A 21458-nucleotide genomic window follows, 5' to 3' on the forward strand; every position below is an offset into this window, starting at 1 on the left:
GTTCCCGCTGTGCATGGAACGGCGGACTCGTCGAGTGTGACTGACGACGGATGCTGCATCAATGACCAATCGCGCGACCAGCGTGTGCATAATTGCAGATATGGCAGCGCAGCCGACCTCCAGGCCGGGCTCTTCGGAGTCGCAGGCCGATGACCTCCTCATCCTCCTCGCCGTGGCCCGGACTGGACGCTTCACGACGGCCGGCGAGAGCCTGGGCGTCAACCACACGACGGTGTCGCGCCGCATCGCCGCTCTCGAGCAGGCGCTCGGCGGTCGCCTGCTGGCGAAGGCCGTCGGCGGCTGGGAGCTCACCGAGCTCGGGCGTCGAGCGGCACGGGCAGGCGAGGGCATCGAGTTCGCCATCGCCGGGCTCTCGTCCGAGACCGACTCCCCCGAGCACGAGCTCTCCGGCGTCGTGCGCATGTCGGCGACGGACGGCTTCAGCGCCTACATCGCCTCCCCGGCCGTCGCGGGACTGCAGCGGCGGCATCCGCGACTCGCCGTCGAGATCGAGACCGTCACGCGGCGCGTGCGGCAGTACCGTTCCGGGCTCGACATCGAGGTCGTCGTCGGCGAGCCGCAGGTGCACCGCGCATCGGCCTTCCTCCTCGGCGAATACGTGCTCGGTATGTACGCGTCGCGGGACTACCTCGCCGAGCGCGGGATTCCGGCCTCCGTCGAGGAGCTGACGCGGCATCCGCTCGTCTACTTCGTCGATTCGATGCTCCTCGTCGACGACCTCGACGCGCCGCGCCGGCTGGTGCCGACCATGCGCGACTCGATCAGCTCGACGAACGTCTTCGTGCACGTGGAGGCCACGCGCGCCGGCGCGGGGATCGGGTTCCTGCCGTGCTTCATGGCCGATCGACACGACGACCTGGTGCGGCTGCTGCCCGAGCGATTCGCCGAGAGGCTGCCGTACTGGATGGTGCTGCGGCCGGACTCGCTGCGGCTGCCCGCTGTGGCCGCTGTCGCCGATGCGCTGCGAGCGCAGACGGCAGGCTACGAGCGGGAGCTGTTGGGCCGCTCCGCGGTATGAGGCTTCCGACGCCGCAGCACCAGCCCGAGACCGCCGAGCACGATCAGCCCGAGAGCGAGGACGAGGGCCGACGCGGCATTCACGCCGGTGCTCACGAGCCCTGAGCTGTCGACGCCCGACGGACCGGCTGCCGGCGGGCTTCCCGGGTCGCCGGGCCCTGGCGTGCCCGAGGTCGGAGGCACCGTCGTCGGGGGCTCAGTGGTGGGCGGCTCGGTGGTCGGGGGATCCGTGGTCGGGGGCGGCGGCTCCTCGTCGATGAGCAGGGTCACCGCGGCCGTCGCCTGGTTGTCCGGCGTGTTCGGGTCGAGTGCACCCGAGCCGATGAAGCCTGTGTTCGAGAACGACGTCGTCGTGAGCTCCGAGGTGTCGACGGTGAGGATGACCGTCGACGTCCCACCGACGGGGAGAGAACCGACCGGGCAGTTCACGACGATGTTCCCCTCCTGCTCGACCGTGGTGCAGACGGCGGTCGACCCCTCGACCACGGCGGAGATCAGCGTGGTCCCACCCGGGAGGGTGTCGGTGAAGACTGTGGCCGGCGCTGTGGCCGGGCCGTTGTTCACGGCGTTCAGCCGGAACGTGACCGGGTTGCCGATCGTCGGCCGCGGAGTGACGACGGTCTTGGTGATGGCGGTGTCGGCGACGACCTGCAGGTCGACCAGCGCCGAAGACGCATTGTTCGAGGCATCGGCATCACTCGTGTCGGATGCGGCGGTCGCGATGTTCTCGATGGCGCCCGGCAGCGAGCCGTCGGGGAGGAGCACGGTGATCGCGACACCCTGAGTGCGTCCGGCCTCGAGCCCGGCCGCCGTGCACGTCACCACCACGGGTGCCGGCGAGGCGGAGCAGTCCATCGAGAACGCGGTGAGACTCACGAATTCGACGCCCGCAGGCAGCGGATCGACGACCGTGGTGTTCACGGCGTTCGACGGCCCGTCGTTGTTGAGTGCGATGGAGTAGGTCACCGTCGACCCGGACGACGGCGTCGCGCTGTCGGCCGTCTTGCTCAACCGCAGGTTCGCGTTCTGGACCACCGGCGTGGTGATCGTCGTCGTCTCACCGCCGGGCGCGGGATCGGGGGTGTCGGACGACACCGATGCGGTGTTCGACAGTTCGGTGACGGTGCTGGCCGGATCGAGCCGGCCGGAGATGCGCACTGTCAGGGTCTGGCCCGCACCGATGGTGTCGAGCTCGCACGTCACCTGGCCTGCGACCGGGCTGCAGGCGGGATCGCTCGCATCCGCGTCGAAGACGATCGCTCCGTCGAGCACGTCGGTCAGCACCACGTTGGTGGCGTTCGACGGTCCGGAGTTCGTGACCGTCACCGTGTACGACGCGGTTCCTCCGGCCACGAGCGGATCGGTGTCGGCCGTCTTCGTGACGGAGAGGTCGGCCTGCAGCTCGACCGGTGACGTGACGAGCACCTCGTTGTTGGTGTCGTCGGGGTCTGGTGTCGAGCTCTCGACGAGGGCGTAGTTGCCGACGGAGCCGCTCACGCCCGGCGAGACCGTGCCGCTGATCGTCACCGTCACGGGGGGCGGAGGCTCGGCGGCCACCTGACCCGGGACCACGCCTAGCTCGCAGCTCACCTGGGTCGCAGACACCGTGCAGCTTCCCTGGCTGGGCGAGGCGCTGGTGGCCGTGAGACCTGGCGGGAGGTCATCGGTGACCACGACGTCGGAGGCGTCGGAGGCAGCTGTCGCCGAGCGGATGTTGCTGACCTCGAGCTGGTAGCTGAAGACGCCGCCTGCGATCAGGGGGTCGGTCAGCAGCGTCTTGGCGACAGCCAGGTCGGCCACGGGATCGGTGATGGTCTCGGTGAAGGTCGCGACATTGTTGGAGGCATCGGATTCGGGGGTCGATGTGGACGCGCGCACAGTGTTCAGGTAAGTGCCCGGCTGAGCCGACGACGGCGTGATGATGCCGATGTACACCTGGGTGCTCGTGCCGGGGGCGAGGTTCAGCCCGTCGATGGTGCAGGAGAGGTCGCCGCTGGTGATCTCGCAGGTTCCGCCCTGCAGCACGACCGCCCCGGCGCTCAACTCGAAGGTGTCGGTGAACGAGACGGCCCGCGCTGTCGACGGCCCGCTGTTCCTGAGGGTGATGATGAACACGTCCTGGCCGCCCGGAGCCGTCGATCCGAAGAAGGCCTCCTTGGTGACAGACAGGTCGACGATGGCGGTGGTCTCCGTCACCGCGGTCGCGCTGTTGTTCGCCAGGCTGGGATCCGGCGTCGAGGATGCCACCGTCGCTGTATTGCTGAGCAGGGTGCGGATGTTGACGTTGCCGCCGACCTGCACGGTGACCGTCAGGTCGGGTTCCTCCCCGGGGTCGAGCGTGCCGAGGTCGCAGGTGACGACGCCGGCTGCGGCGGTGCACGGAGCAGTCGCCGACACGAACGACACGTCGGCGGGCAGCGGATCCGTGATGATCGTGGCGGCCGAGCTCGACGGACCGAGGTTGCGCGGGCTGATCGTGTAGGAGAACTGGGATCCGGAGGCCGCCGTGGCCGGCGCCTGCTTCGAGATGCTCAGATCGGCGCTCACCTGGGTGGTTGCCGTCCACGATGCCGTGTTGTTGGTCTCGTCGGGATCGCTCGTGCCGCTCGTGGCGGTGACGGTCTCGACGGCATCCGGAGTTCCCGTGTAGTCGGCCGGGATGTCCATGACGACCTCGAGAGTGGCTGCCGCGCCGTTGACGATGTCGCCGATGTCACAGGCGAGAGCGGAGTCGACCGGCGCATCGCACGTTCCCTGGCTGGGCGTTGCGGAGGCGAAGTCGAACGCGGGTGGCAGCAGGTCGTCGAGCACGATGCCGCGTGACGTCGACGGCCCGCTGTTGGCCACGGTGATCGTGTAAATGATCGGGCTGCCCGCGACGGCCGGGTTCGGCGTGGCAGTCTTCGTGACGACGAGGTCGGCGTCGCCCGTCACCTCTGTCGAGGCGCTCGCCTCGTTGTTCGAGAGGTCGGTGTCGGTCGTGGACGAGCTGACGGTGGCGGTGTTGGTCGCCGTTCCGATGGGCGCGTCGCCGTCGGCGACGGCCTGGACGGTGATGACGGCCGTGGCGCCCGGCGACCCGCCGATGCCGGCCAGCAGGGTCGGAATGCTGCATTCGACGGCGATTCCGACGGTGCAGGTGCCGCGCGTCGTGGCCACGGCCGACGCGACGATTCCGGCCGGCAGGAGGTCTGACACCTGCACGTCAGCGGCATCTGACAACCCGTCGTTGCCCACGGTGATGGAGTAGGTCAGGGTGCGCCCGGCGACCACTGTGGCGGGCCCGGTCTTGGTGATCGAGACGTCGGTCTCGGGCGTCCCGGCGGTCACGGCTGCAGTCGCCTGGTTGTTGCCGACGACGGGATCAGGGGTGATCGAGCTCACGATCGCCTGGTTCGTGACAGTCGCGCCCGCAGGTGTTCCCGGTGTCAGCAGTCCGTTGAGGGTCAGCGTGACCGACGCCCCGGGTGCGAGTTCGGCGATGGAGCACTGGGCGGCCGGCGCGGGTTGCGAGCAGGTCGCGCCCGTGCCGGCGGCGTCGAGCAGCGCGAGGGCAGCGGTGTCGTCGACGGCATCGTTCACCGTCACGGCGTGGGCGGTCGAGGGGCCGTTGTTGGTCACGGTGACCGTGAACGCCGTGGTGCCGCCCGGGACGACCGTCGTCGGAGCAGCTGTCTTCGTCACGACGAGGTCGGCGGCCTGGGCGAGCTGCGCCGTCGCACCGGCGGTGTTGTCGCTCAGGTCGGGATCGGAGGTGCTCGAGGTGACCGTGGCGATGTCGGTGACGGATGCATCCGTCGAACCGGGATCGGTGGTGCCGGTGACCACGACGGTGGCGCTCGCACCGGATGCAAGGGTGCCGAGCGCACAGCTCACCGGGCTCGCGTCGGAGGCGCAGGAGCCCTGTGTCGACGTCGTGCCCGTGACGGTGATGCCCGCAGGGATGGGGTCGGTGAGCACCACGCCACGGGCCGGGTTCGGCCCGTTGTTGACCACGAGCATCGTGAAGGAGACCGGGCCGCCGGCCTCGGACGGATCGGGCGTGACAGTCTTCGTGATGGCGAGGTTCGCGACCTCCTCGACGGGGGTCGACACCGGTCGCACGCGGTAGGTGAAGGGGCTGCCCACGGTCTGGGCGACGTAGTCGAGCTGGGCCTCGTTGGTGACCGACGTGCCGGCTGCGGCATCCGTCACCGTCGCATCGAACCGCACAGTGGTCGACACTCCGGGGGCGAGCACTCCGCCGCTCGTCGCGTTCGCTCCGGCCCCGACACGGAATCGCACGGTGCGACTGGCCGCGTCGTAGTTCCCCTGATCGTCTCCGGCGGCGTCCGTCTTGGCTCCGGCACCGGCGCCGGCCACGATCTGCAGCGATCCCGGCACGTACTCGGTCCCCGGCGGAAGCGGATCGGAGGCGACGGACTGGGCGGCCGGATCGCCGCCGACGTTGGTGAGGTTCACCGTGTACTGCAGTGTGTCGCCCGGACGGGCGGGAGAGTTGCCGTTGAGGTTGACGACGGACTTCGACGACGGCGTGAAGTCGGGCGCGAACAGGTTGATGGCCGTCGTGAGCACGCCCGGGAAGTAGCGGTCGCCGCTGCTGGTGAAGCGGAAGTCGGCCGAGGTCGCCCCGTTCGGGATGACGCCTGATGCGCCCAGTTGCTTCACGTCGAAGCCGAGCATGTTGCGGTCGGCCGTCGAGCGCGCCGTGACCGAGGTGCCATTGCGGTCATTGGAGCCGTTGAAGAAGTTGGTGCCCGGCGAGACCGTGGTGCCGAGCTGGGTGGAGTTGAGGGTGACCGTGTCGCCCGAGGTGGAGAAATCGCCCTCGTAGCCGACGATGCCGAGCTGGGTGTCGACGGGGCCCGTGAGCGGCGCGAGGAAGCCGCTCACGGTGACGGTCTGGGGTTCGTTCTGGCCCACGTCCGCGAAGCCGTCGAAGACCGTGAGGTTGCGGAGCGGCAGCTCGGGCGAGCGGAACACCACGGCGAGCGACCAGCCGGCGTAGCGGTCCTCGCCGGTACCGCCGCGCACGTTCGCGCCCCAGTAGTCGCCAGGGCCGGCCGCCCGCACGAGCGCTGTGACGTCGGCGAACTCCTGGTAGGCGCGGTCGGCTGACGTCGTCGGTCCGAAGCTCGTCTGCGACGCGACCTGCTGGTAGTCGGAGGCTCCGGGAACCTTGAACGACATCGTGCGCCTGTCACCGGTGGCGGCCGTGCCGCCGGGGCCGGCCGCGAGCCGAGCGCCCCAGTAGAGTCCGGCCCAGAGCACCTCTCCGTCAGCCGGAGCCTCGAGCGCGGCGCTCGAGGAGTTGATCGTCGATGGGTCGGAGTCGACGTCGAGGTTGACCATCGCGAAGGAGTTGTTGTTGTAGCGCGCGGTGCCGGCGCGGGCCCCCACGCAGTTGGCGGCCGAGGTCTGGCAGGTCTGCAACTGGTTGCCGACGACGGCGATGGCACCGTTGTCGTTCGTCTGGAAGCGCACGCCGAACGGAGCGACGGTCGCACCCATGGCCGAAGTGGTGAGTCCGACGAGGGCGAGGGCTGAAGCCGCGACGAGGAGGGCGGCCACCCACGAGCGGAACCGTCGCTTCACAGTCACTCCCTGCTTCGGAATTCGACGCGTTCGTCAAACGTACGGTGCAGGAGTGAAGAAGTGAATACTTCTCAGGATCGAATGTCGGAGATCACGCTCTCACGCTCGGCTCGCTGAGGCCCGGACGAAGTCCGCGGCCGAAGCGCGCCGTCACCGGGTGGGACTCGGCGGCCCCGCAGCCACCCGCGCCCGCGCATAGTCCGCCACCTCGTCGGCCGGCACCTGCCAGTTCGAGTCGAGCCACCACGTGGCGCCGGCCTCGGCCCACGGTCGCACGAGCGCGGCGTCGGCTGCGGCATCCGTTCCCGTCGTCGTGCCCTCCTGCACCACATCGAACGGTCTATCGGCCAGCCCGGCAGCCGAGCGCTCGGCGTGGAGCCACGCGATGGCCTCGGCGGCGACCTCGGGCGTGTAGTGCACCTGCTGCGCCTCGGGGCCGGCCACGCCTGTCGCACCTGGCGGCGCGTAGTTGGGGATCCACCCGTCGTAGCGCACGACCCGGCGCATCGACCGCAGCCGAGGCCAGACGCCGACGACCCAGGTGGGGATGCGCGGCTGCTGGATGATGGGCGGCGGCAGCATCTCCTCGGTGCGCGCGGCTCGGAAGTGCGCGCCGCTGTGCTCGAACGGCTCCCCCTGCCACAGCTCCTGCATCAGCTCGAGGCTCTCGTCGAGCTGCTCTGCGCGCACCCTGCGCCCCGGATCTGTCTCGAAGATCCAGAACCGCGCCTCCACGTCTTCGGGAACGCCGAGGCCGGCAGACAGGATGACCCGGCCGCCCGACAGCCTGTCGACGGTCATGGTCTGGCCGGCGAGCTCCCACGGCCGGCGCCGCGGAACCGGCGTGAGCATGGTGCCCAGCCTGATGCGCTCCGTCACCACGGCGGCGGCAGCGAGAGTCGACCACGGGTCGACGGCCCAGATGCCCTCCCAGACGAAGAAGCCGTCCCAGCCGCTCTGCTCGGCCAGGACCGCCAGCTCGACGGCGAGTGTCGGATCACTGCCGGTGAAGATGAACCCGTACTTCATGCGCCCGACGCTACTGCTCCCCTCCGACACGTCAACCCCTGCTGCGAGAGCCATAGGCCTCCTACTCTCGAATGACCCGAGTAGTTCCAGAGAAAGGCGTCCCATGCCGTCCGAGATCACCGTGCTCGCCCTCAACTGCAGCCTGAAGCCGTCGCCGGCCCCATCCAGCACCGACCTCATCGTTCGGCAGGTGCTCGACCTGTTCGCGGCCGACGGCATCGCCGGCGAGGTCGTGCGCGTCGTCGACCATGACGTGCGCCCCGGCGTCGAGACCGACATGGGCGACGGCGACGAGTGGCCGGCGATCCGCGAGAAGATCCTCGCCGCCGACATCCTGCTGTTCGCGACGCCCACCTGGGTGGGCCACCTCTCGAGCGTCGCGCAGCGTGTCATCGAGCGACTCGACGCCGAGATCTCCGAGACGGATGCCGAAGGCCGAGCTCTCCTCGCCGGCAAGGTCGCCGCCGTCGCCGTGGTCGGCAACGAGGACGGCGCTCACGCCATCGTCGCCGACGTCTATCAGGGCCTCGTCGACGTCGGCTTCAGCGTCGCATCGCAGGCTGCGACGTACTGGAACGGCGAGGCGATGAACACCGTCGACTACAACGACCTCTCATCCACTCCGGATGCCGTCGCCACCGCCAACGCCCTCCTCGCCCGGAACACGGCCCACCTGGCCCGCATCCTCAAGGCAGACCCGTTCCCGGCTCCGGCGTGACGCTCACCGGAACCGGGATTCGTCAGGTCAGCCGGCGGTCTCCCGGCTCCACGACCCGCAGCCAGCGGTAGCCGTAGCCGTCGAGCTGCACCTCGGCCCGGCCCCGCTCGTCGAGCGGGATGCGCGTGACGGCGAACAGATCCGACAGCTCCCAACCGGGACCGTCCACGTCGAGCTGCAGAGGCACGACGACGGGGGCGCTGGCGAAGTTGTGCAGGGCGACCAGCCTGCCGACGTCGGCCGAGACCTGGTGGGCCAGCACGGAGCTGTGCGGCTGGTCGAGCACGGCGAGCTCGCCCCATCCGATCTCCGGCGATGCCCGGTAGCGGGCCGTCAGGCGGCGGATGAAGAGGAGGATCGACTCCTCGTCGTGCATCTGCGCCTCGACGTTGACGTGCTCGGGGGCGTAGCCGTCGCCGGGTGGCTGGGCCACGAGGCGTGACGGGACGGCGCGCGAGAAGCCGCCGTTGCGCTCGCTCGTCCACTGCATGGGTGAGCGCACGGTCAGCCGACCGCCGAGTTCCTCGTTCTCCCCCATCCCGAGTTCCTCGCCGTAGAACAGCACGGGTGTTCCCGGCAGGGAGAACAGCAGGCTGTAGACCAGCTTCACCCTGCGCGGGTCGCCGCCCAGCATCGGTGGGAGGCGGCGAGCGATGCCGCGCCCGTAGACCCGCATCCATTCTTCGGGTGCGAAGGCGGCGAACACCTCCTCCCGCTCGGCATCGCTGAGCTTGTCGAGAGTGAGCTCATCGTGATTGCGCACGAAGTTCGCCCACTGCATCTCCGGTTCGAGCACCGGACGACGCGCGAGCGTCTCGGCCAACGGCGTCGCATCGGAGCGGGCGAGGGAGAGGTACATGCGCTGCATGGCCTCGAAGTCGAACTGCATCGTGAGCTCGGCCGAGTGGCTCGCGCCGAAGTAGTCGACCTGCTGCTCGTAGGGCAGGTTCACCTCGCCCAGGAGGATCGCCTCGGGCGATCGTCGCTCGAGGAAGCGACGGATGTCGCGCAGGAACTCGTGCGGGTCGCCGATGTCGGTGCCGGCAGGCGGCTCGATGAGGAACGGGACGGCGTCGACCCTGAACCCGGACACGCCGAGCGCGAGCCAGAAGCCGACCGTCTTCGCGATCTCGTCGCGCACCTTCGGGTTGGCGATGTTGAGGTCGGGCTGGTGCCTGTAGAAGGAGTGCAGGTAGTACTGGCCGGCCTTCTCGTCCCAGTCCCACACGCCGTCCTCCTCGCCGGGGAAAACGGTCTCTGGCTGCTTCGCCGGGGGTTCGTCACGCCAGACGTAGTAGTCGCGATAGGGCGAGGTGGGGCTCCGGCGAGCGGATCTGAACCACGGATGCCGATTCGAGGTGTGGTTCATGACGAGGTCGATGATGACCCGGATGCCGCGGTCCGACGCCGTGCGGATCATCTCCGCCACGTCGCCGTGGCTTCCGAAACGCGGATCGACGCCGTAGAAGTCGGTGATGTCGTAACCGTCGTCGCGGTCGGGCGTCGGCTGGAACGGCATCAGCCACAGGCAGGTGACCTCGAGTTCGGCGAGGTAGTCGATGCGATGCTCGAGACCCTCGAAGTCGCCGCATCCGTCGTCGTTCCAGTCCATGTAGGTCTCGATGTCGAGGCAGTAGACGACGGCGGTCTTCCACCACAGGTCGCTCGTGTCGCTGATCTTCATGCGCGCACCCCCGCCAACTGCGGCAGCACCGTGCTGCCGAAGGCGTCGATGAAGCGCTCCTGCTCCTGGCCGACGTGGTGCAGGTAGAGCCTGTCGAAGCCGATCGATGCCAGCGACTCGAGGTGGGCGAGGTGGGCGCCGGGATCCGCTGAGACGAACACGGGGCCGCGGATCGCGTCGGGAGATGCATCCGCCGTCTCCGCGACGAAGTCGGATGGGTCGTCGAGGTCCCAGGAGCGCAGTGGGGGCACGAGGCCGTTGCGCCACTGCGCGTTCGCGATGGCGAGCGCCTCGTCGTCGGTGGTGGCGTAGCTCAGGTGCACCTGCAGGCAGACCGGACCGGACCCTCCTGCCTCGCGGTAGGCGTCGACGACGGATCGCAGCTGCTCGGGGGGCTGCGCCACGGTGATGAGCCCGTCGGCCCACGCGGCGGCGGAGGTCGCCTTCTCCACGCTGACGGCTGCGGCGAAGATCGCCGGCGGCTCCTCGGGAAGACTCCAGATCCGGGCCCGGTCGACGGTGACCAGCCCGTCCGTCGACACGTCCTCACCGGCGAGCAGACGACGGATCACGTCGACGCACTCGACGAGCCTGGCGTCGCGCACGGGCTTCTCCGGCCAGGCGTCGCCGGTGATGTGCTCGTTCATGGCCTCGCCGCTGCCGAGGGCCGCCCAGAATCGTCCGGGATACATCGCGGCGAGCGTCGCCATGGCCTGGGCGATGATCGCCGGGTGGTAGCGCTGACCGGGAGCCGTCACGACTCCGAACTCGAGCTCCGTCGTCTCGAGCGCCGCGGCCAACCAGCTCCACGCGAAGCCGGAGTGACCCTGTTCCGGCAGCCAGGGCGCGAAGTGGTCCGAGCACATGGCGGCCTGGAATCCGGCCTCTTCGGCTCGCTGAACAGCGGTGAGCAGGGCGCGGGGGTGGATCTGTTCGTGTGACGCATGGAATCCGACGAGCGGCATGGAGGTCCTCTCCGAACGGCAGTCTGCCGCCTCGCTTTCCACCCTTGCGGAGAGCATCCGGGGCCCACAACCCCTTGCGAACCTCCAGCGTCAGCGAGCGAGCGACTCCGCGAGGGCACTCGGCCCGCCGTCGATCCGGTGTCCATCCCGGCTGTCATTCCGGCGGTCTCGCCTCGTGGTGCCTGCGGCCGTGGGTGCGCCGCTCCTCCTTCATCTCGGCCTCGAAGAGGTGCCGGCGACCGGCGACGAGCTCGTCGCGCGCGCTCCGTTCGAGTTCGACGAATGCCGCGTGGTACCCGTCGTCGTAGTCCTCGACGAGCTGGAACGTCCACCGCCCCTCGACGACGTTGCGGCCGACGAGTTCGGTCTCGATCCTGTCGGCGAGATCGCGATGCCCGGCATCGCGCAACTGGTCGACAGCGTCGCCGAGGGCGAGGTCGGCCTGGCCGGTGAGCCGGTGGAAGGCGTACAGGTGGCCGCGGGCGTCTTCGGCGACCTCGAGCGCCTCGGACAGCTTGCCGAGCGCCGCGACCGTCTCGTCGGAGACACCGGCCGGGCGGAGGTGCTCGTCATCCGGTCGGTCGTCGGCGCGGTCGTCTGTGCTGTCGCTGCTGGCGGTCATGCAGAGACTCTCCGCCGCCTGCGTGGAGGAGTCAACGGGTTGCGAGTATGGCGGTGTCTGCTGTCAAGCACTGTCGGTGCACGCCGACGGCACCGTACTGTCGAAGGCAGGTCGCGCTGCGCGATCGTGCGTTGACGTGCGCCGCATCGGCGCCGGAAGGAGAGCCACCGTGTCTCGCAACGTGAAGCGGATGTCGTGCCAGCCGTCTGCGGTCTTCGAGGTGCTCGCCGACGGATGGCTCTACCCGGTCTGGGTGGTCGGCGCCTCCCGCATGCGCGACGTCGACGACGCCTGGCCCGCCCCCGAGAGCACCCTCCAGCACTCCGTCGGTGTCTGGCCGGCGGTGATCGACGACGAGACCGTGAGCGAGGAGTGGGCGCCGCCTCACCGCGCGGTCATGCGGGCCAAGGGGTGGCCGATCGGCGAGGCCCGCGTCACCATCGACGTCAAGCCATGGGGAAGCGGATGCCTCGTGCGCATCCAGGAGCATCCTGTGGCCGGCCCCGGCGACTGGGTCCCCCGCATCATCACCGAGCCGATGCTCTACCTGCGCAACCGCGAGACGCTGCGCCGACTCGCCTACATCGCCGAGGGCCGCCAGCCCTCGACCTTCCACGGCGCCCACGCGGAGACGGCGCCCTCGGCATGACCGAGTTCGACGCCGTCGTCGTCGGTGCGGGGCCCAACGGGCTGGCCGCCGCCGTCACACTCGCCCGCGCCGGACTGCGCGTGGTGGTCTACGAACGCAACTCGACTCCGGGTGGCGGTGCGCGAACGGCAGAGCTGACGCTGCCCGGATTCCACCACGACGTCTGCTCCGCGGTGCATCCGCTGGCCCTCGCGTCGCCGTTCTTCCGCGAGTTCCAGCTCGATCGCCGCATCGACCTACAGTTGCCCGGGGCGTCGTTCGCGCATCCGCTCGACGACGGTCGAGCCGGGATCGCCTACCGCGACCTCGACCGCACCGCCGCCGAACTCGGCCCGGACGGCGGCGCTTATGCCGCCCTCATGAGGCCGCTCGTCGATCAGGCGGACCGGGTCGCACGCCTCACCGGAGACACCCTGCTGCGCGTTCCCGAACACCCCGTGCTCGCCGCCCGCTTCGGCCTGCGCGTGCTCGAACAGGGCACGCCGCTGTGGAACCTGCGCTTCAGCGACGACCTCGCCCCCGCGATGCTCAGCGGCGTCGCGGCCCACGCCATCCGCTCGATGCCGAGTCCCACCACGGCCGGAGCAGGGCTCGCCCTCACCGCCCACGCCCACGCGCGCGGTTGGCCGATCCCCGTCGGCGGCACCCAGGCGATCATCGACGCCATGATCGACGACCTCGTGGCTCACGGCGGTTCCGTGGTGACGGATGCCGAGGTCACCGATCTGCGCGCCCTCCCGTCGAGCCGCGCCATCATCCTCGATACGACCCCGCGGGCGCTGCTCGACCTCGCCGGAGACCGGCTTCCCGCCGTGTATTCCCGCGAGCTGGAGTCGTTCGAATACGGCAATGCTGCCGCGAAGGTGGACTTCGCTCTCGACGCCCCCATCCCGTGGGCGAACGCAGGCGTTCGACAGGCGGGAACGGTGCACCTCGGCGGCACGCGCGCCCAGATCGCTGCCGCCGAGCGGACAGTCGCGGCGGGCCGGCACAGCGACGCCCCCTATGTGCTGATCTCGCAGCCGACGGTCGTGGACGGGTCGCGGGCCCCGGCAGGCAAGCACACGGCGTGGGCGTACACGCATGTCCCGGCCGGGTCGGACATCGATCAGACCGAGGCCGTCACCGCGCAGATCGAGCGATTCGCCCCGGGTTTTCGCGACACGATCCTGGCGTCGTCGAGCCGCACGGCGATCGACCTTCAGGAGTACAACCCGAACTACATCGGTGGCGACATCGCCTCCGGGGCGGCCAGCATCCTCCAACTGCTCAAGCGACCCGTGCTCTCGCCGGACCCCTGGCGCACACCGCTCGACGGCGTGTACCTGTGCTCCTCCTCGACGTCGCCCGGCCCCGGTGTGCACGGCCTGAACGGCTGGCACGCCGCGCGTTCGGCCTTGCGCCGCACCTTCGGGATCGAGGCGCTGCCCGACCTCTCGATCGGAGCGTAGAAGCGGTTCCCACGGATTTGTCAAGCGGTCTTGCCCGCGGCGAAAGCCGACGTATCCTTATCTCAGAGACCAGCCAACGCTGGCATCTGTCGAGACGCGATCCGGGTCGAGCACAAAGACGTGCGGGCTTGATGCTCCCGTCCGACGCCGTGGCCCCTCAGCGCGCAGTGCGCCGAGGGGCTGCGCCCCCTCATCGTCTGCTCAGATCGACTCGCCCGCGCCGTACTCCTCGTCGGTCACGTGGTCGCCCCACGTGGCGTCGTCGTCCTCCCACATGGCGAGATGGCTCATGAAGGAATCCGCGGATGCCCCATGCCAGTGCCACTCCCCCGGCGGGGTGTACACGCTGTCTCCGGGCCGCATGGAGATGACCTCGCCGCCGCGCGACTGGATGAGACCGACGCCGTCGGTCACATGCACGGTCTGCCCGAGCGAGTGCATGTGCCACGCGGTTCGGGCGGAGGGTGCGAATCGCACCAGGTTCACGCGCAGGCGCGACGGCGCCTCGCCGCGGGCGATGACGTCGAAGTAGACGTCGCCCGTGAACATCTGGGCGGGCCCCTTGGTCGTGGGAGTCTTGGGGACGAGGTTCATGTTCTTTCCTTTCGTTCACCGTTGATCGAGTAGTGCCGGACGAAGTCCGACACGTATCGAGATCACAGCAGTCGCCTCGCTACTCGACCAGCGAAGCGTCCTGCGTCATGGCCCAGCTCGCGAGCATCTTCAGCGCGTCGGCCGTCGGCGACCCCACCGGCGCCGTGTAGACGAGCAGGGTGAGGTCGGCGTCGCTCGAGAGCTCCATCGCCTCGAAGTTGAGCTCGAGTGCGCCGACGATGGGATGGTGCAGCCTCTTGAAGCCCGTGCGGTGGAAGCGGACGTTGTGCTTCGCCCAGCGCTGCCTGAACACCTCGCTGCGGGTGGAGAGCTCGCCGATGAGGTCGGATAGGGCCCGGTCGTGCGGATGCTGCCCGGCCTCGAGGCGCAGCATCGCGGCGATGTCGTCGGCTGCGCGCTCCCAGTCGGTGAAGAACGCCCGCGACGCGGGATCGAGGTACACGAAGCGGGCGGAGTTCGGCGGCTGGTGCGCATCCGTCAGCATCGGAGAGTAGAGGGCGCGTGCCAGGCGATTCGATGCGAGCATGTCGTGGCGGGCGTTGCGCACCCAGGCCGGGGCGTCGGTGATCGCGTCGAGCAACTGCTGCACAGGCTCGCGCACCCCCTTCGCGGCCGGTCGACGGCGGGGCGATGAGGTGGCGAGCGTCGGCACCGAGGCGCGAGCGAGGTCGAAGAGGTGTGCTCTCTCGGCATCATCGAGCTGCAGCGCGCGACCGAGCGCCTCGAGCACGCTGTCGGAGACGCCGGCCAGGTTGCCGCGCTCCATCCGCACGTAGTAGTCGACGCTCACCCCGGCGAGCATGGCGACCTCTTCACGACGCAGCCCGGTGACACGTCGGTTGCCGCCGTAAGCGGGCAGCCCGGCCTGCTCGGGGGTGATCCGAGCCCGGCGCGTGCTCAGGAACTCTCGGATCTGCGCGGTCTGGTCCATGCCTTCGACAGTACGCCGGGCCCTCTCGGGAAGGGAGGCACTGCTGTTACCCGGAACAGCCCTCCGGCTCGGTACAGTGGCGAACACGGCCGACTCCGGCTGGCGACCACGAAGGAGAGACCCATGCCGCAGACCACGACGGGCGTCACGTCCACGCGAGCGGCGTCGCTCGACGGTCGGCAGTTCCGCTTCGAGGGCTCGCTCGACGCGCCCTTCGAACCCGGCGACTTCGTCACGCTGCACGGGACGGATGGGCAGGCCTACGTCGCGCAGGTCGACGACGTCGACTTCACCATGGGCGGAACGCTGAGCGGCAGCGGCCGCATCTTCGGGCCGATCGGCGACGACGGGCGAGCCGATACCGATGGATCGATCCAGTTCGCTTCCGGCCAGCTGCGGCGAGCGGATGCCGCCGTCGTCGACGGCCTCTTCGGCGACGCAGGCGCCACTCTCGAGATGGGCGACCTCAGCGCGACCGATGGCGTCACGGCCCGGCTCCTCCCCCGCCGCTTCAACCGCCACACCTTCTGGTGCGGCCAGAGCGGGTCGGGCAAGACGTACGCGCTCGGCGTGCTGCTCGAGCAGCTCCTCCTGCACACGGCCCTCCCCATGGTGGTCTTCGACCCGAACGCCGATTTCGTGCGCATGCGGGAGCACAATCCCCGCAACGCTGCAGCAGGAGATTCCGCCGACAGCGACATCCTCGCCGGCCGCGACATCCGAGTCCTGCGCCCGCACGGTGCGGGGTCCGACGGTCTGCGTGTGCGCTTCACCGACATGCTGATGCAGTCGAGGGCTGCAGTGCTCAGACTGAATCCGCTGGTCCAGCGGGAGGAGTACAACGAACTGCTCCACCTCGAGGAGAGACTCGGGGCGGTCGATGCATCCCGAATCGTCCCGACGCTCGAGGATCGCCACCTGCCCGCAGCGACGGCACTGAAGGCACGCATCGAGAACCTGCGCATCGTCGACTGGGCGATCTGGGCCGGAGACCACGAGGCGGCGACCGAGGTGCTCGACGAACGACCGGATGCGACGGTGCTCGACCTCGGCGGCTTCACCTACCCCGAGGAGCACCTGGTCGTCGCCCTCGCCGTGCTCGACGACCTCTGGGCGAAGCGCGAGTCTCGGCGCCCCATCCTCATCGTGATCGACGAGGCGCACAACCTGTGCTCCCCCGACGGCGAGAGTCCCCTGCACATCGCCGTGCGGGAGCGCATCATCCAGATCGCCGCCGAGGGCCGCAAATTCGGGCTCTGGCTGCTGCTCTCCACTCAACGGCCGTCGAAGATCCACCCCGGGATCATCTCCCAGTGCGACAATCTGGTACTCATGAAGTTGAACTCACCCCTCGACCTGGCCGAGCTCGGCGAGACCTTCGGGTTCGCTCCGCGCGGGATGCTGGCGCGCTCCCCGCAGTTCCGCCAGGGCGAGGGTCTCTTCGCAGGCGGATTCGCACCGGCGCCGGCCATCGTGTCGGTGCGGCCACGCCTCACCCGCGAGGGCGGCATCGACGTCGACGTGCCGGCCCGGGCGCGCACCGATTCGAACACCGGCGGCGGCGTATGAGTCGCGGCGTGATCGGGCCGCTCGTGCAGCGCACGGGCTTCGTCACCGAGGAGTCGGTGTACGGCATCGTGCTGGTCAGCGGCATGATCACAGCCAGCGGTGGGCACGGGCTGAATCCGTGGCAGGTGTTCATCACGGTCTTCTCCACGGTCATCGTGTTCTGGGCCGCCCACGTCTATGCCGGAACCATCGCGGGTCCGCGCGGAGCGTCACAGGAGACACGCGGATCTCTCGCGGTGGACTTCCGCCACTCGCTCCGCCGGTCCTTGGGATTCCTGACCGCTGCCCTCATCCCGTCGGCGATCCTGCTGCTCGGCGCCCTCCGGGTCGTCGACGACCAGACCGCCATCTGGATCGCCCTGTGGGCGGGCGTCGTCATCCTCGCCGCGCTCGGCTACGTGGCCTTCACCCGCTACGGACACGGCTGGCCCATGCGCCTCCTCGGAGCTTTCCTGACGGCGCTCTTCGGCCTGGCGATGATCATCCTCAAGGCCCTCATCCACTGACCTGCCGTGGCGAGCGCACACCACACGAGAGGGGTACTCGCAACCCCTCCCAGCGGTCGGGCGCACGCACGTAGGCTGGACGAGTCGTCGTGATGTCGCGAGCAGCCCCGGCGCGAATCCGCCGCCGCTCGCCCACGGTCGGCCGTTCCCCCTCGAGTACCCCAGGAGATCCATGCTCACCGTCGACGCCTACGCAGCGCCTTCAGCCACCGAACCCCTCGTCAAGACCACCATCGAGCGTCGCGACGTCGGCGCGAACGATGTCCTCATCGAGATCGCCTACTCGGGCATCTGCCACTCCGACATCCACACCGTGCGCGGCGAGTGGGGACAGATCGCCTACCCGCAGGTCGTCGGCCACGAGATCGTCGGCACCGTCACCGAGGTCGGCTCCGCCGTCACCAAGCACAAGGTCGGCGACCGCGTCGGCGTCGGCTGCATGGTCAACTCGTGCGGCGAGTGCGAGAACTGCCTGGCCGGCGAGGAGCAGTACTGCCTCGCGGGCAACACCGGCACCTACGCCGCCGTCGACCGTGACGGCACCATCACCCAGGGCGGCTACTCCACCCACGTGGTCGTGGTCGAGGACTTCGTGCTGAAGGTTCCCGAGTCCATCCCGTTCGAGAAGGCCGCACCGCTCCTCTGCGCCGGCATCACCACGTACTCGCCGCTGGCGCACTGGAACGCCGGCCCCGGCAAGCGCGTCGCCGTCGTCGGCATGGGCGGACTCGGCCACATGGCCGTCAAGATCGCCCACGCCATGGGCGCAGAGGTCACCGTGCTGTCGCAGTCTCTGAGCAAGCAGGAGGACGGCCTGCGTCTCGGCGCCGACCACTACTACGCGACGAGCGACGAGGCGACCTTCAGCGAGCTGAAGAACCACTTCGACCTCATCATCAACACCGTGAGCGCGTCGATCGACATCAACGCCTACCTGTCGCTGCTGCGCCTCGACGGCACGCTCGTCAGCGTCGGCGCCCCGGCCGAACCGCTGCCCGTGGGCGTCTTCACGCTGTTCGGCAACCGTCGCACCTTCGCCGGTTCCAGCATCGGCGGCATCCGCGAGACCCAGGAGATGCTCGACTTCTGCGCCGAGCACGACATCGCTCCCGAGACCGAGCTCATCTCGGCCGATTACATCAACGAGGCCTACGAGCGCGTGCTCTCCTCGGACGTGCGCTACCGCTTCGTCATCGACGCCGCCACCATCTCCGCCTGACGCGAAGCCGAGGACCCAGTGCGGGTCCTCGGCTTCGACGGCGACTGCGTCGCTGTCTCTGCCAGCGGGTCGGCGACCGTCAGGAGACCGGAACGAGAACGCGGTCGATCGTGTGGATGACGCCGTTCGACGCCTGGATGTTGATGGCCTTCAGCACGAGCTTCGGGTCCTTGAGCGACGGGGACTCGTCGCGCAGTGTGACGAGCCGCGGCTTCACGATCCCGCCGTTCGCCATCGTGAGCTTGCCCGCGAAGATGACCTTGAGCGGGCTCAGGGCCTTAACCGCGACCACGTGGTACAGCAGGATGTTCTTGATCTGATCGACCGTGAACGCTCCGGTGATGGTCGTGAGCGCTGCGGCCTCGCTCGCCGGCGCAGTGCCGGTGAGATCGGTGACGAGGCGGGCGAAGGCACGGTCGTTCGGAGCGAACACCGTGAACTTCGTGCTGGTGTCGGCGAGCACGGGCACGAGGCCCGTCACCGTGAGCGCCTGGATCAGGATGTCGTAGTCGTTCGGGTTGGCGTCCGGTGCTCCGCCGCCCGACGCGGCGACGGCGACGTCGACGATCGACCCGGACGTCGTGTGCGCGGCAGTGCCGGCGTTGGCGGGGGCCACGGCTGTGAGCACCAGGGCTCCGGCTGCGACGAAGGCGGCGGTGACCGCTACGAGCTTCTTCATGGGGGCATTCCTCTTCTCTGAGGGCACGAACGTGCCAATTGGTGGATGCCTCCGTCGGGGAGTCTATGCCCCTGTTCGGGGGTGAGGGCAAGGGTTCGGGATAAGTCGTTCCCGCTGCATCCGATCTGCCCGTTCGGTCGGAAGTACTGAGTGAAGAGCACCGCGCGAACCTCCTCGCGCACCGGGAAGGAACCCATGCTCCACGACTCGGCAGGGCTGCCGACGGATGCCTCCATGGCGGCCCTGCCGGACCACTCCCACGACGCGCTCGTGACTATGCTGGGGCACAGCATCGCGACCAGAGACCGACCACCGTCGTCGCCGGAAGCGACGCGACGCGTCGAGCGGACGCGATCCCACCACGGAGGACGACTCGCCACTGTGCTCGACATCGATGACGACGCGGCCATCGCGCTGGCATTCCGTGCCGGTGACGAACAGGCCTTCGCCGCTGCCTACACGCGCTGGTCGTCGCTCGTCTACACGCTCGCCGTGCGCGCGCTGGGAATCGCGGCCGACGCCGAGGACGTGACCCAGCAGGTGTTCGTCTCGGCGTGGCAGGGGCGCGCCAACTTCGACCCGGAACGCGGCCCCCTGCCTGCCTGGATCGTCGGGATCACCCGCCACCGCATCGCCGACGCGCTCGCCGCGCGCACGCGAAACCTGCGGATCGTCGAGTCCAGCGAATCCGTGGCGCGCGTTCAGGAACAATCCGTGGAGGTCGACGTCGCCGAACGCCTCATGATCGCCGATGAGCTCGCACGACTCGACCCCGTGCCGCGCGAGGTCATGGCCCTGGCGTTCTACGGCGACATGACCCACACCGAGATCGCCGACAGCACGGGGCTGCCACTCGGAACCGTCAAGAGTCACATCCGCCGAAGCCTCGGGCGTCTGCGCACACGAATGGAGGTGGATGACAGTGCATCTCGATGACGACACCCTCGCACTGCTCGCCCTCGGCGACGCCGAGCCCGACGCGGCGCAGCGCTCCCACCTCGCCACCTGCGATCGCTGTTCGAGGGAACTCGACGATCTCCGCCGCACGGTGAGCATCGGCCGCTCGTCGCGCGACGTCGAACTGCTGGCGCCGCCGCCGCGGGTGTGGCAGAGCATCAGCGCCGAACTCGGCCTCGGGCTGTCGAGTCAGGCAGCGGCCAGGGACGCGGCTCCGGAGGCTGCTGCGGGCCCGGCTCCGGATGCTGCGCCCCCGGCTCCGGCATCCGTCGCCGACCGTCGCTCCCGATCGACCGGCTTCGCCCGCTGGTGGCCCGTCGCCGCAGCGGCGCTCGTGGTCGGAATCCTGGCCGGCGTGGCCGGAGCGATCCTCTGGCCGACGCCCTCGGCCGACGTCATCGCGGAGGCGGCGCTCGATCCTCTTCCCACCTGGGACGCCTCGGGCACCGCGCGCCTCGAGCAGAGCGGCTCCGGAAGCACTCGCGACCTCGTCGTCGACCTCGATGCGCCGACCGGCACCGACCTGCGCGAGGTCTGGCTCATCGACCCTGCGACCAATGGGCTCGTCAGCCTCGGCCAGCTCGCCGGGGCGAGCGGTCGCTTCACTGTTCCGAACGGCATCGACCTGGAGCAGTTCTCCGTCGTCGATGTCTCCGACGAGCCCGCCGACGGCAACCCGGCGCACTCGGGCGACTCCATCGTGCGAGGCGAACTGCGCCTGCTCTGACGGCGCCGGCGCGACTGAGGCGGCATCGCCCCAGCGGCCTCAGGCGTCGCGCACGTCGTCTTCGCCCAGCTGCAGTCCGAGCGCCTGCTCGATCACGGCGCGTTCCTCCGGTGCGAACGCACCCAGAAGGCCACTCGCCGCACGCACGACGGCCTCGCCCTCGCGCCGCGCGCGCTCGCGCCCGGCACTGGTGAGGAAGAGGTCGACGGTCTCGCTGCCGCGGCCGCTGATGCGGCACAGCACCAGCCCGCCGCGCACCAGCTCGCGCACCACGGTCATGGCGGCATCCGGTGCCGACTCGAGCAGATGAGCGAGCTCGCCCACCGAGACCGACCCGTGGCGGGCGGTGTACTGCAGCGCGAGCATCAGCTCGAGCCTGTCATCCACCTCTGCGCGCATCGCTTCTGCAGTACTCACAACGAGCCTCTCGTCCGCCGAACGGGGAGGAGTCACTCCCTCTCATCTCCACTTCTGCCCGACACGTCCGATCGGATGCAGTCGCGC

18 protein-coding genes are annotated in these 21458 nt (G+C 69.4%); 9 read left to right on the forward strand and 9 right to left on the reverse strand.

The window, feature by feature from the left end:
• Nucleotides 1-100: 100 nt before the first annotated feature.
• Nucleotides 101-1039 (forward strand): LysR family transcriptional regulator, encoded by a 939-nt coding sequence (locus E4M00_RS08005; protein WP_240036944.1) that lies wholly within the window; start codon nucleotides 101-103, stop codon nucleotides 1037-1039.
• On the opposite strand, the gene E4M00_RS08010 is transcribed toward E4M00_RS08005, so the two are convergent.
• On the reverse strand, nucleotides 1003-6633 hold the full coding sequence (locus tag E4M00_RS08010) for a CARDB domain-containing protein (protein ID WP_135120002.1): 5631 nt from the start codon (nucleotides 6631-6633) through the stop codon (nucleotides 1003-1005). The two genes, E4M00_RS08005 and E4M00_RS08010, sit on opposite strands and share 37 nt — an antisense overlap.
• A gap of 150 nt (nucleotides 6634-6783) precedes the next feature.
• Complete coding sequence (locus E4M00_RS08015; RefSeq protein WP_135120003.1) at nucleotides 6784-7662, reverse strand: LLM class flavin-dependent oxidoreductase; 879 nt, start codon at nucleotides 7660-7662, stop codon at nucleotides 6784-6786.
• 103 nt (nucleotides 7663-7765) lie between these two features.
• Here E4M00_RS08015 and E4M00_RS08020 point away from each other — a divergent pair, with 103 nt between their 5' ends.
• Entirely contained in the window at nucleotides 7766-8380 is a 615-nt protein-coding gene (locus tag E4M00_RS08020) for a flavodoxin family protein (RefSeq protein WP_135120004.1), read from the forward strand.
• Nucleotides 8381-8402: 22 nt separating this feature from the next.
• Here the strand turns inward: E4M00_RS08020 and E4M00_RS08025 are convergent, their stop codons facing one another.
• The 3 genes from E4M00_RS08025 to E4M00_RS08035 all read right to left on the reverse strand — a co-directional run bounded on the left by E4M00_RS08025 (nucleotide 8403) and on the right by E4M00_RS08035 (nucleotide 11651).
• Entirely contained in the window at nucleotides 8403-10064 is a 1662-nt protein-coding gene (locus E4M00_RS08025; protein ID WP_135120005.1) for an alpha-amylase family protein, read from the reverse strand.
• Nucleotides 10061-11029 carry a TIGR03885 family FMN-dependent LLM class oxidoreductase gene (locus E4M00_RS08030; protein ID WP_135120006.1) on the reverse strand — a complete coding sequence of 323 codons (969 nt, stop codon included), beginning with the start codon at nucleotides 11027-11029 and terminating at the stop codon, nucleotides 10061-10063. The genes E4M00_RS08025 and E4M00_RS08030 overlap by 4 nt, the downstream gene beginning before the upstream one ends.
• A 154-nt stretch (nucleotides 11030-11183) precedes the next feature.
• On the reverse strand, nucleotides 11184-11651 hold the full coding sequence (locus E4M00_RS08035) for a hypothetical protein (RefSeq protein WP_135120007.1): 468 nt from the start codon (nucleotides 11649-11651) through the stop codon (nucleotides 11184-11186).
• A gap of 169 nt (nucleotides 11652-11820) precedes the next feature.
• Between E4M00_RS08035 and E4M00_RS08040 the strand changes: the two genes are divergently transcribed.
• Both E4M00_RS08040 and E4M00_RS08045 read left to right on the forward strand, forming a co-directional pair.
• Nucleotides 11821-12300 carry an SRPBCC family protein gene (locus E4M00_RS08040; protein WP_135120008.1) on the forward strand — a complete coding sequence of 160 codons (480 nt, stop codon included), beginning with the start codon at nucleotides 11821-11823 and terminating at the stop codon, nucleotides 12298-12300.
• A complete protein-coding gene (locus E4M00_RS08045) occupies nucleotides 12297-13751 on the forward strand; it encodes a phytoene desaturase family protein (RefSeq protein WP_135120009.1) in 1455 nt (484 codons plus the stop codon). The genes E4M00_RS08040 and E4M00_RS08045 overlap by 4 nt, the downstream gene beginning before the upstream one ends.
• 201 nt (nucleotides 13752-13952) lie before the next feature.
• Here the strand turns inward: E4M00_RS08045 and E4M00_RS08050 are convergent, their stop codons facing one another.
• Together E4M00_RS08050 and E4M00_RS08055 are read right to left on the reverse strand one after the other, a co-directional pair.
• Entirely contained in the window at nucleotides 13953-14345 is a 393-nt protein-coding gene (locus E4M00_RS08050; RefSeq protein ID WP_135120010.1) for a (R)-mandelonitrile lyase, read from the reverse strand.
• Between the two features lie 79 nt (nucleotides 14346-14424).
• Nucleotides 14425-15297, reverse strand: coding sequence for a helix-turn-helix transcriptional regulator (locus tag E4M00_RS08055; RefSeq protein WP_135120011.1), 873 nt, complete (start codon nucleotides 15295-15297; stop codon nucleotides 14425-14427).
• Between the two features lie 123 nt (nucleotides 15298-15420).
• On the opposite strand from E4M00_RS08055, the gene E4M00_RS08060 reads away from it, so the two are divergent.
• From E4M00_RS08060 to E4M00_RS08070, 3 genes are all read left to right on the forward strand, one after another.
• The gene (locus tag E4M00_RS08060) at nucleotides 15421-16866 is read left to right on the forward strand and encodes an ATP-binding protein (protein WP_240036946.1); all 1446 of its coding nucleotides are present in this window, start codon (nucleotides 15421-15423) and stop codon (nucleotides 16864-16866) included.
• Between the two features lie 8 nt (nucleotides 16867-16874).
• On the forward strand, nucleotides 16875-17372 hold the full coding sequence (locus tag E4M00_RS08065; RefSeq protein WP_135120012.1) for a hypothetical protein: 498 nt from the start codon (nucleotides 16875-16877) through the stop codon (nucleotides 17370-17372).
• Between the two features lie 172 nt (nucleotides 17373-17544).
• Complete coding sequence (locus E4M00_RS08070) at nucleotides 17545-18591, forward strand: NAD(P)-dependent alcohol dehydrogenase (RefSeq protein ID WP_135120013.1); 1047 nt, start codon at nucleotides 17545-17547, stop codon at nucleotides 18589-18591.
• A gap of 79 nt (nucleotides 18592-18670) precedes the next feature.
• Here E4M00_RS08070 and E4M00_RS08075 read toward each other — a convergent pair whose 3' ends face one another.
• Nucleotides 18671-19270, reverse strand: a complete 600-nt coding sequence (locus tag E4M00_RS08075; RefSeq protein WP_135120014.1) for a fasciclin domain-containing protein — start codon at nucleotides 19268-19270, stop codon at nucleotides 18671-18673.
• Between the two features lie 195 nt (nucleotides 19271-19465).
• Between E4M00_RS08075 and E4M00_RS08080 the strand changes: the two genes are divergently transcribed.
• On the forward strand, nucleotides 19466-20206 hold the full coding sequence (locus E4M00_RS08080) for a sigma-70 family RNA polymerase sigma factor (RefSeq protein ID WP_338033188.1): 741 nt from the start codon (nucleotides 19466-19468) through the stop codon (nucleotides 20204-20206).
• A complete protein-coding gene (locus tag E4M00_RS08085; RefSeq protein ID WP_135120015.1) occupies nucleotides 20187-20954 on the forward strand; it encodes an anti-sigma factor in 768 nt (255 codons plus the stop codon). Before E4M00_RS08080 ends, E4M00_RS08085 begins: the two co-directional genes overlap by 20 nt.
• 39 nt (nucleotides 20955-20993) lie before the next feature.
• Here the strand turns inward: E4M00_RS08085 and E4M00_RS08090 are convergent, their stop codons facing one another.
• Nucleotides 20994-21371: a helix-turn-helix domain-containing protein gene (locus E4M00_RS08090; protein ID WP_135120016.1), complete on the reverse strand. Its 378-nt coding sequence runs from the start codon at nucleotides 21369-21371 to the stop codon at nucleotides 20994-20996.
• Between the last annotated feature and the right edge of the window lie 87 nt (nucleotides 21372-21458).

Origin of the sequence: Orlajensenia leifsoniae (assembly GCF_004570845.1) — a bacterium.
Lineage (GTDB): Bacteria > Actinomycetota > Actinomycetes > Actinomycetales > Microbacteriaceae > Orlajensenia > Orlajensenia leifsoniae.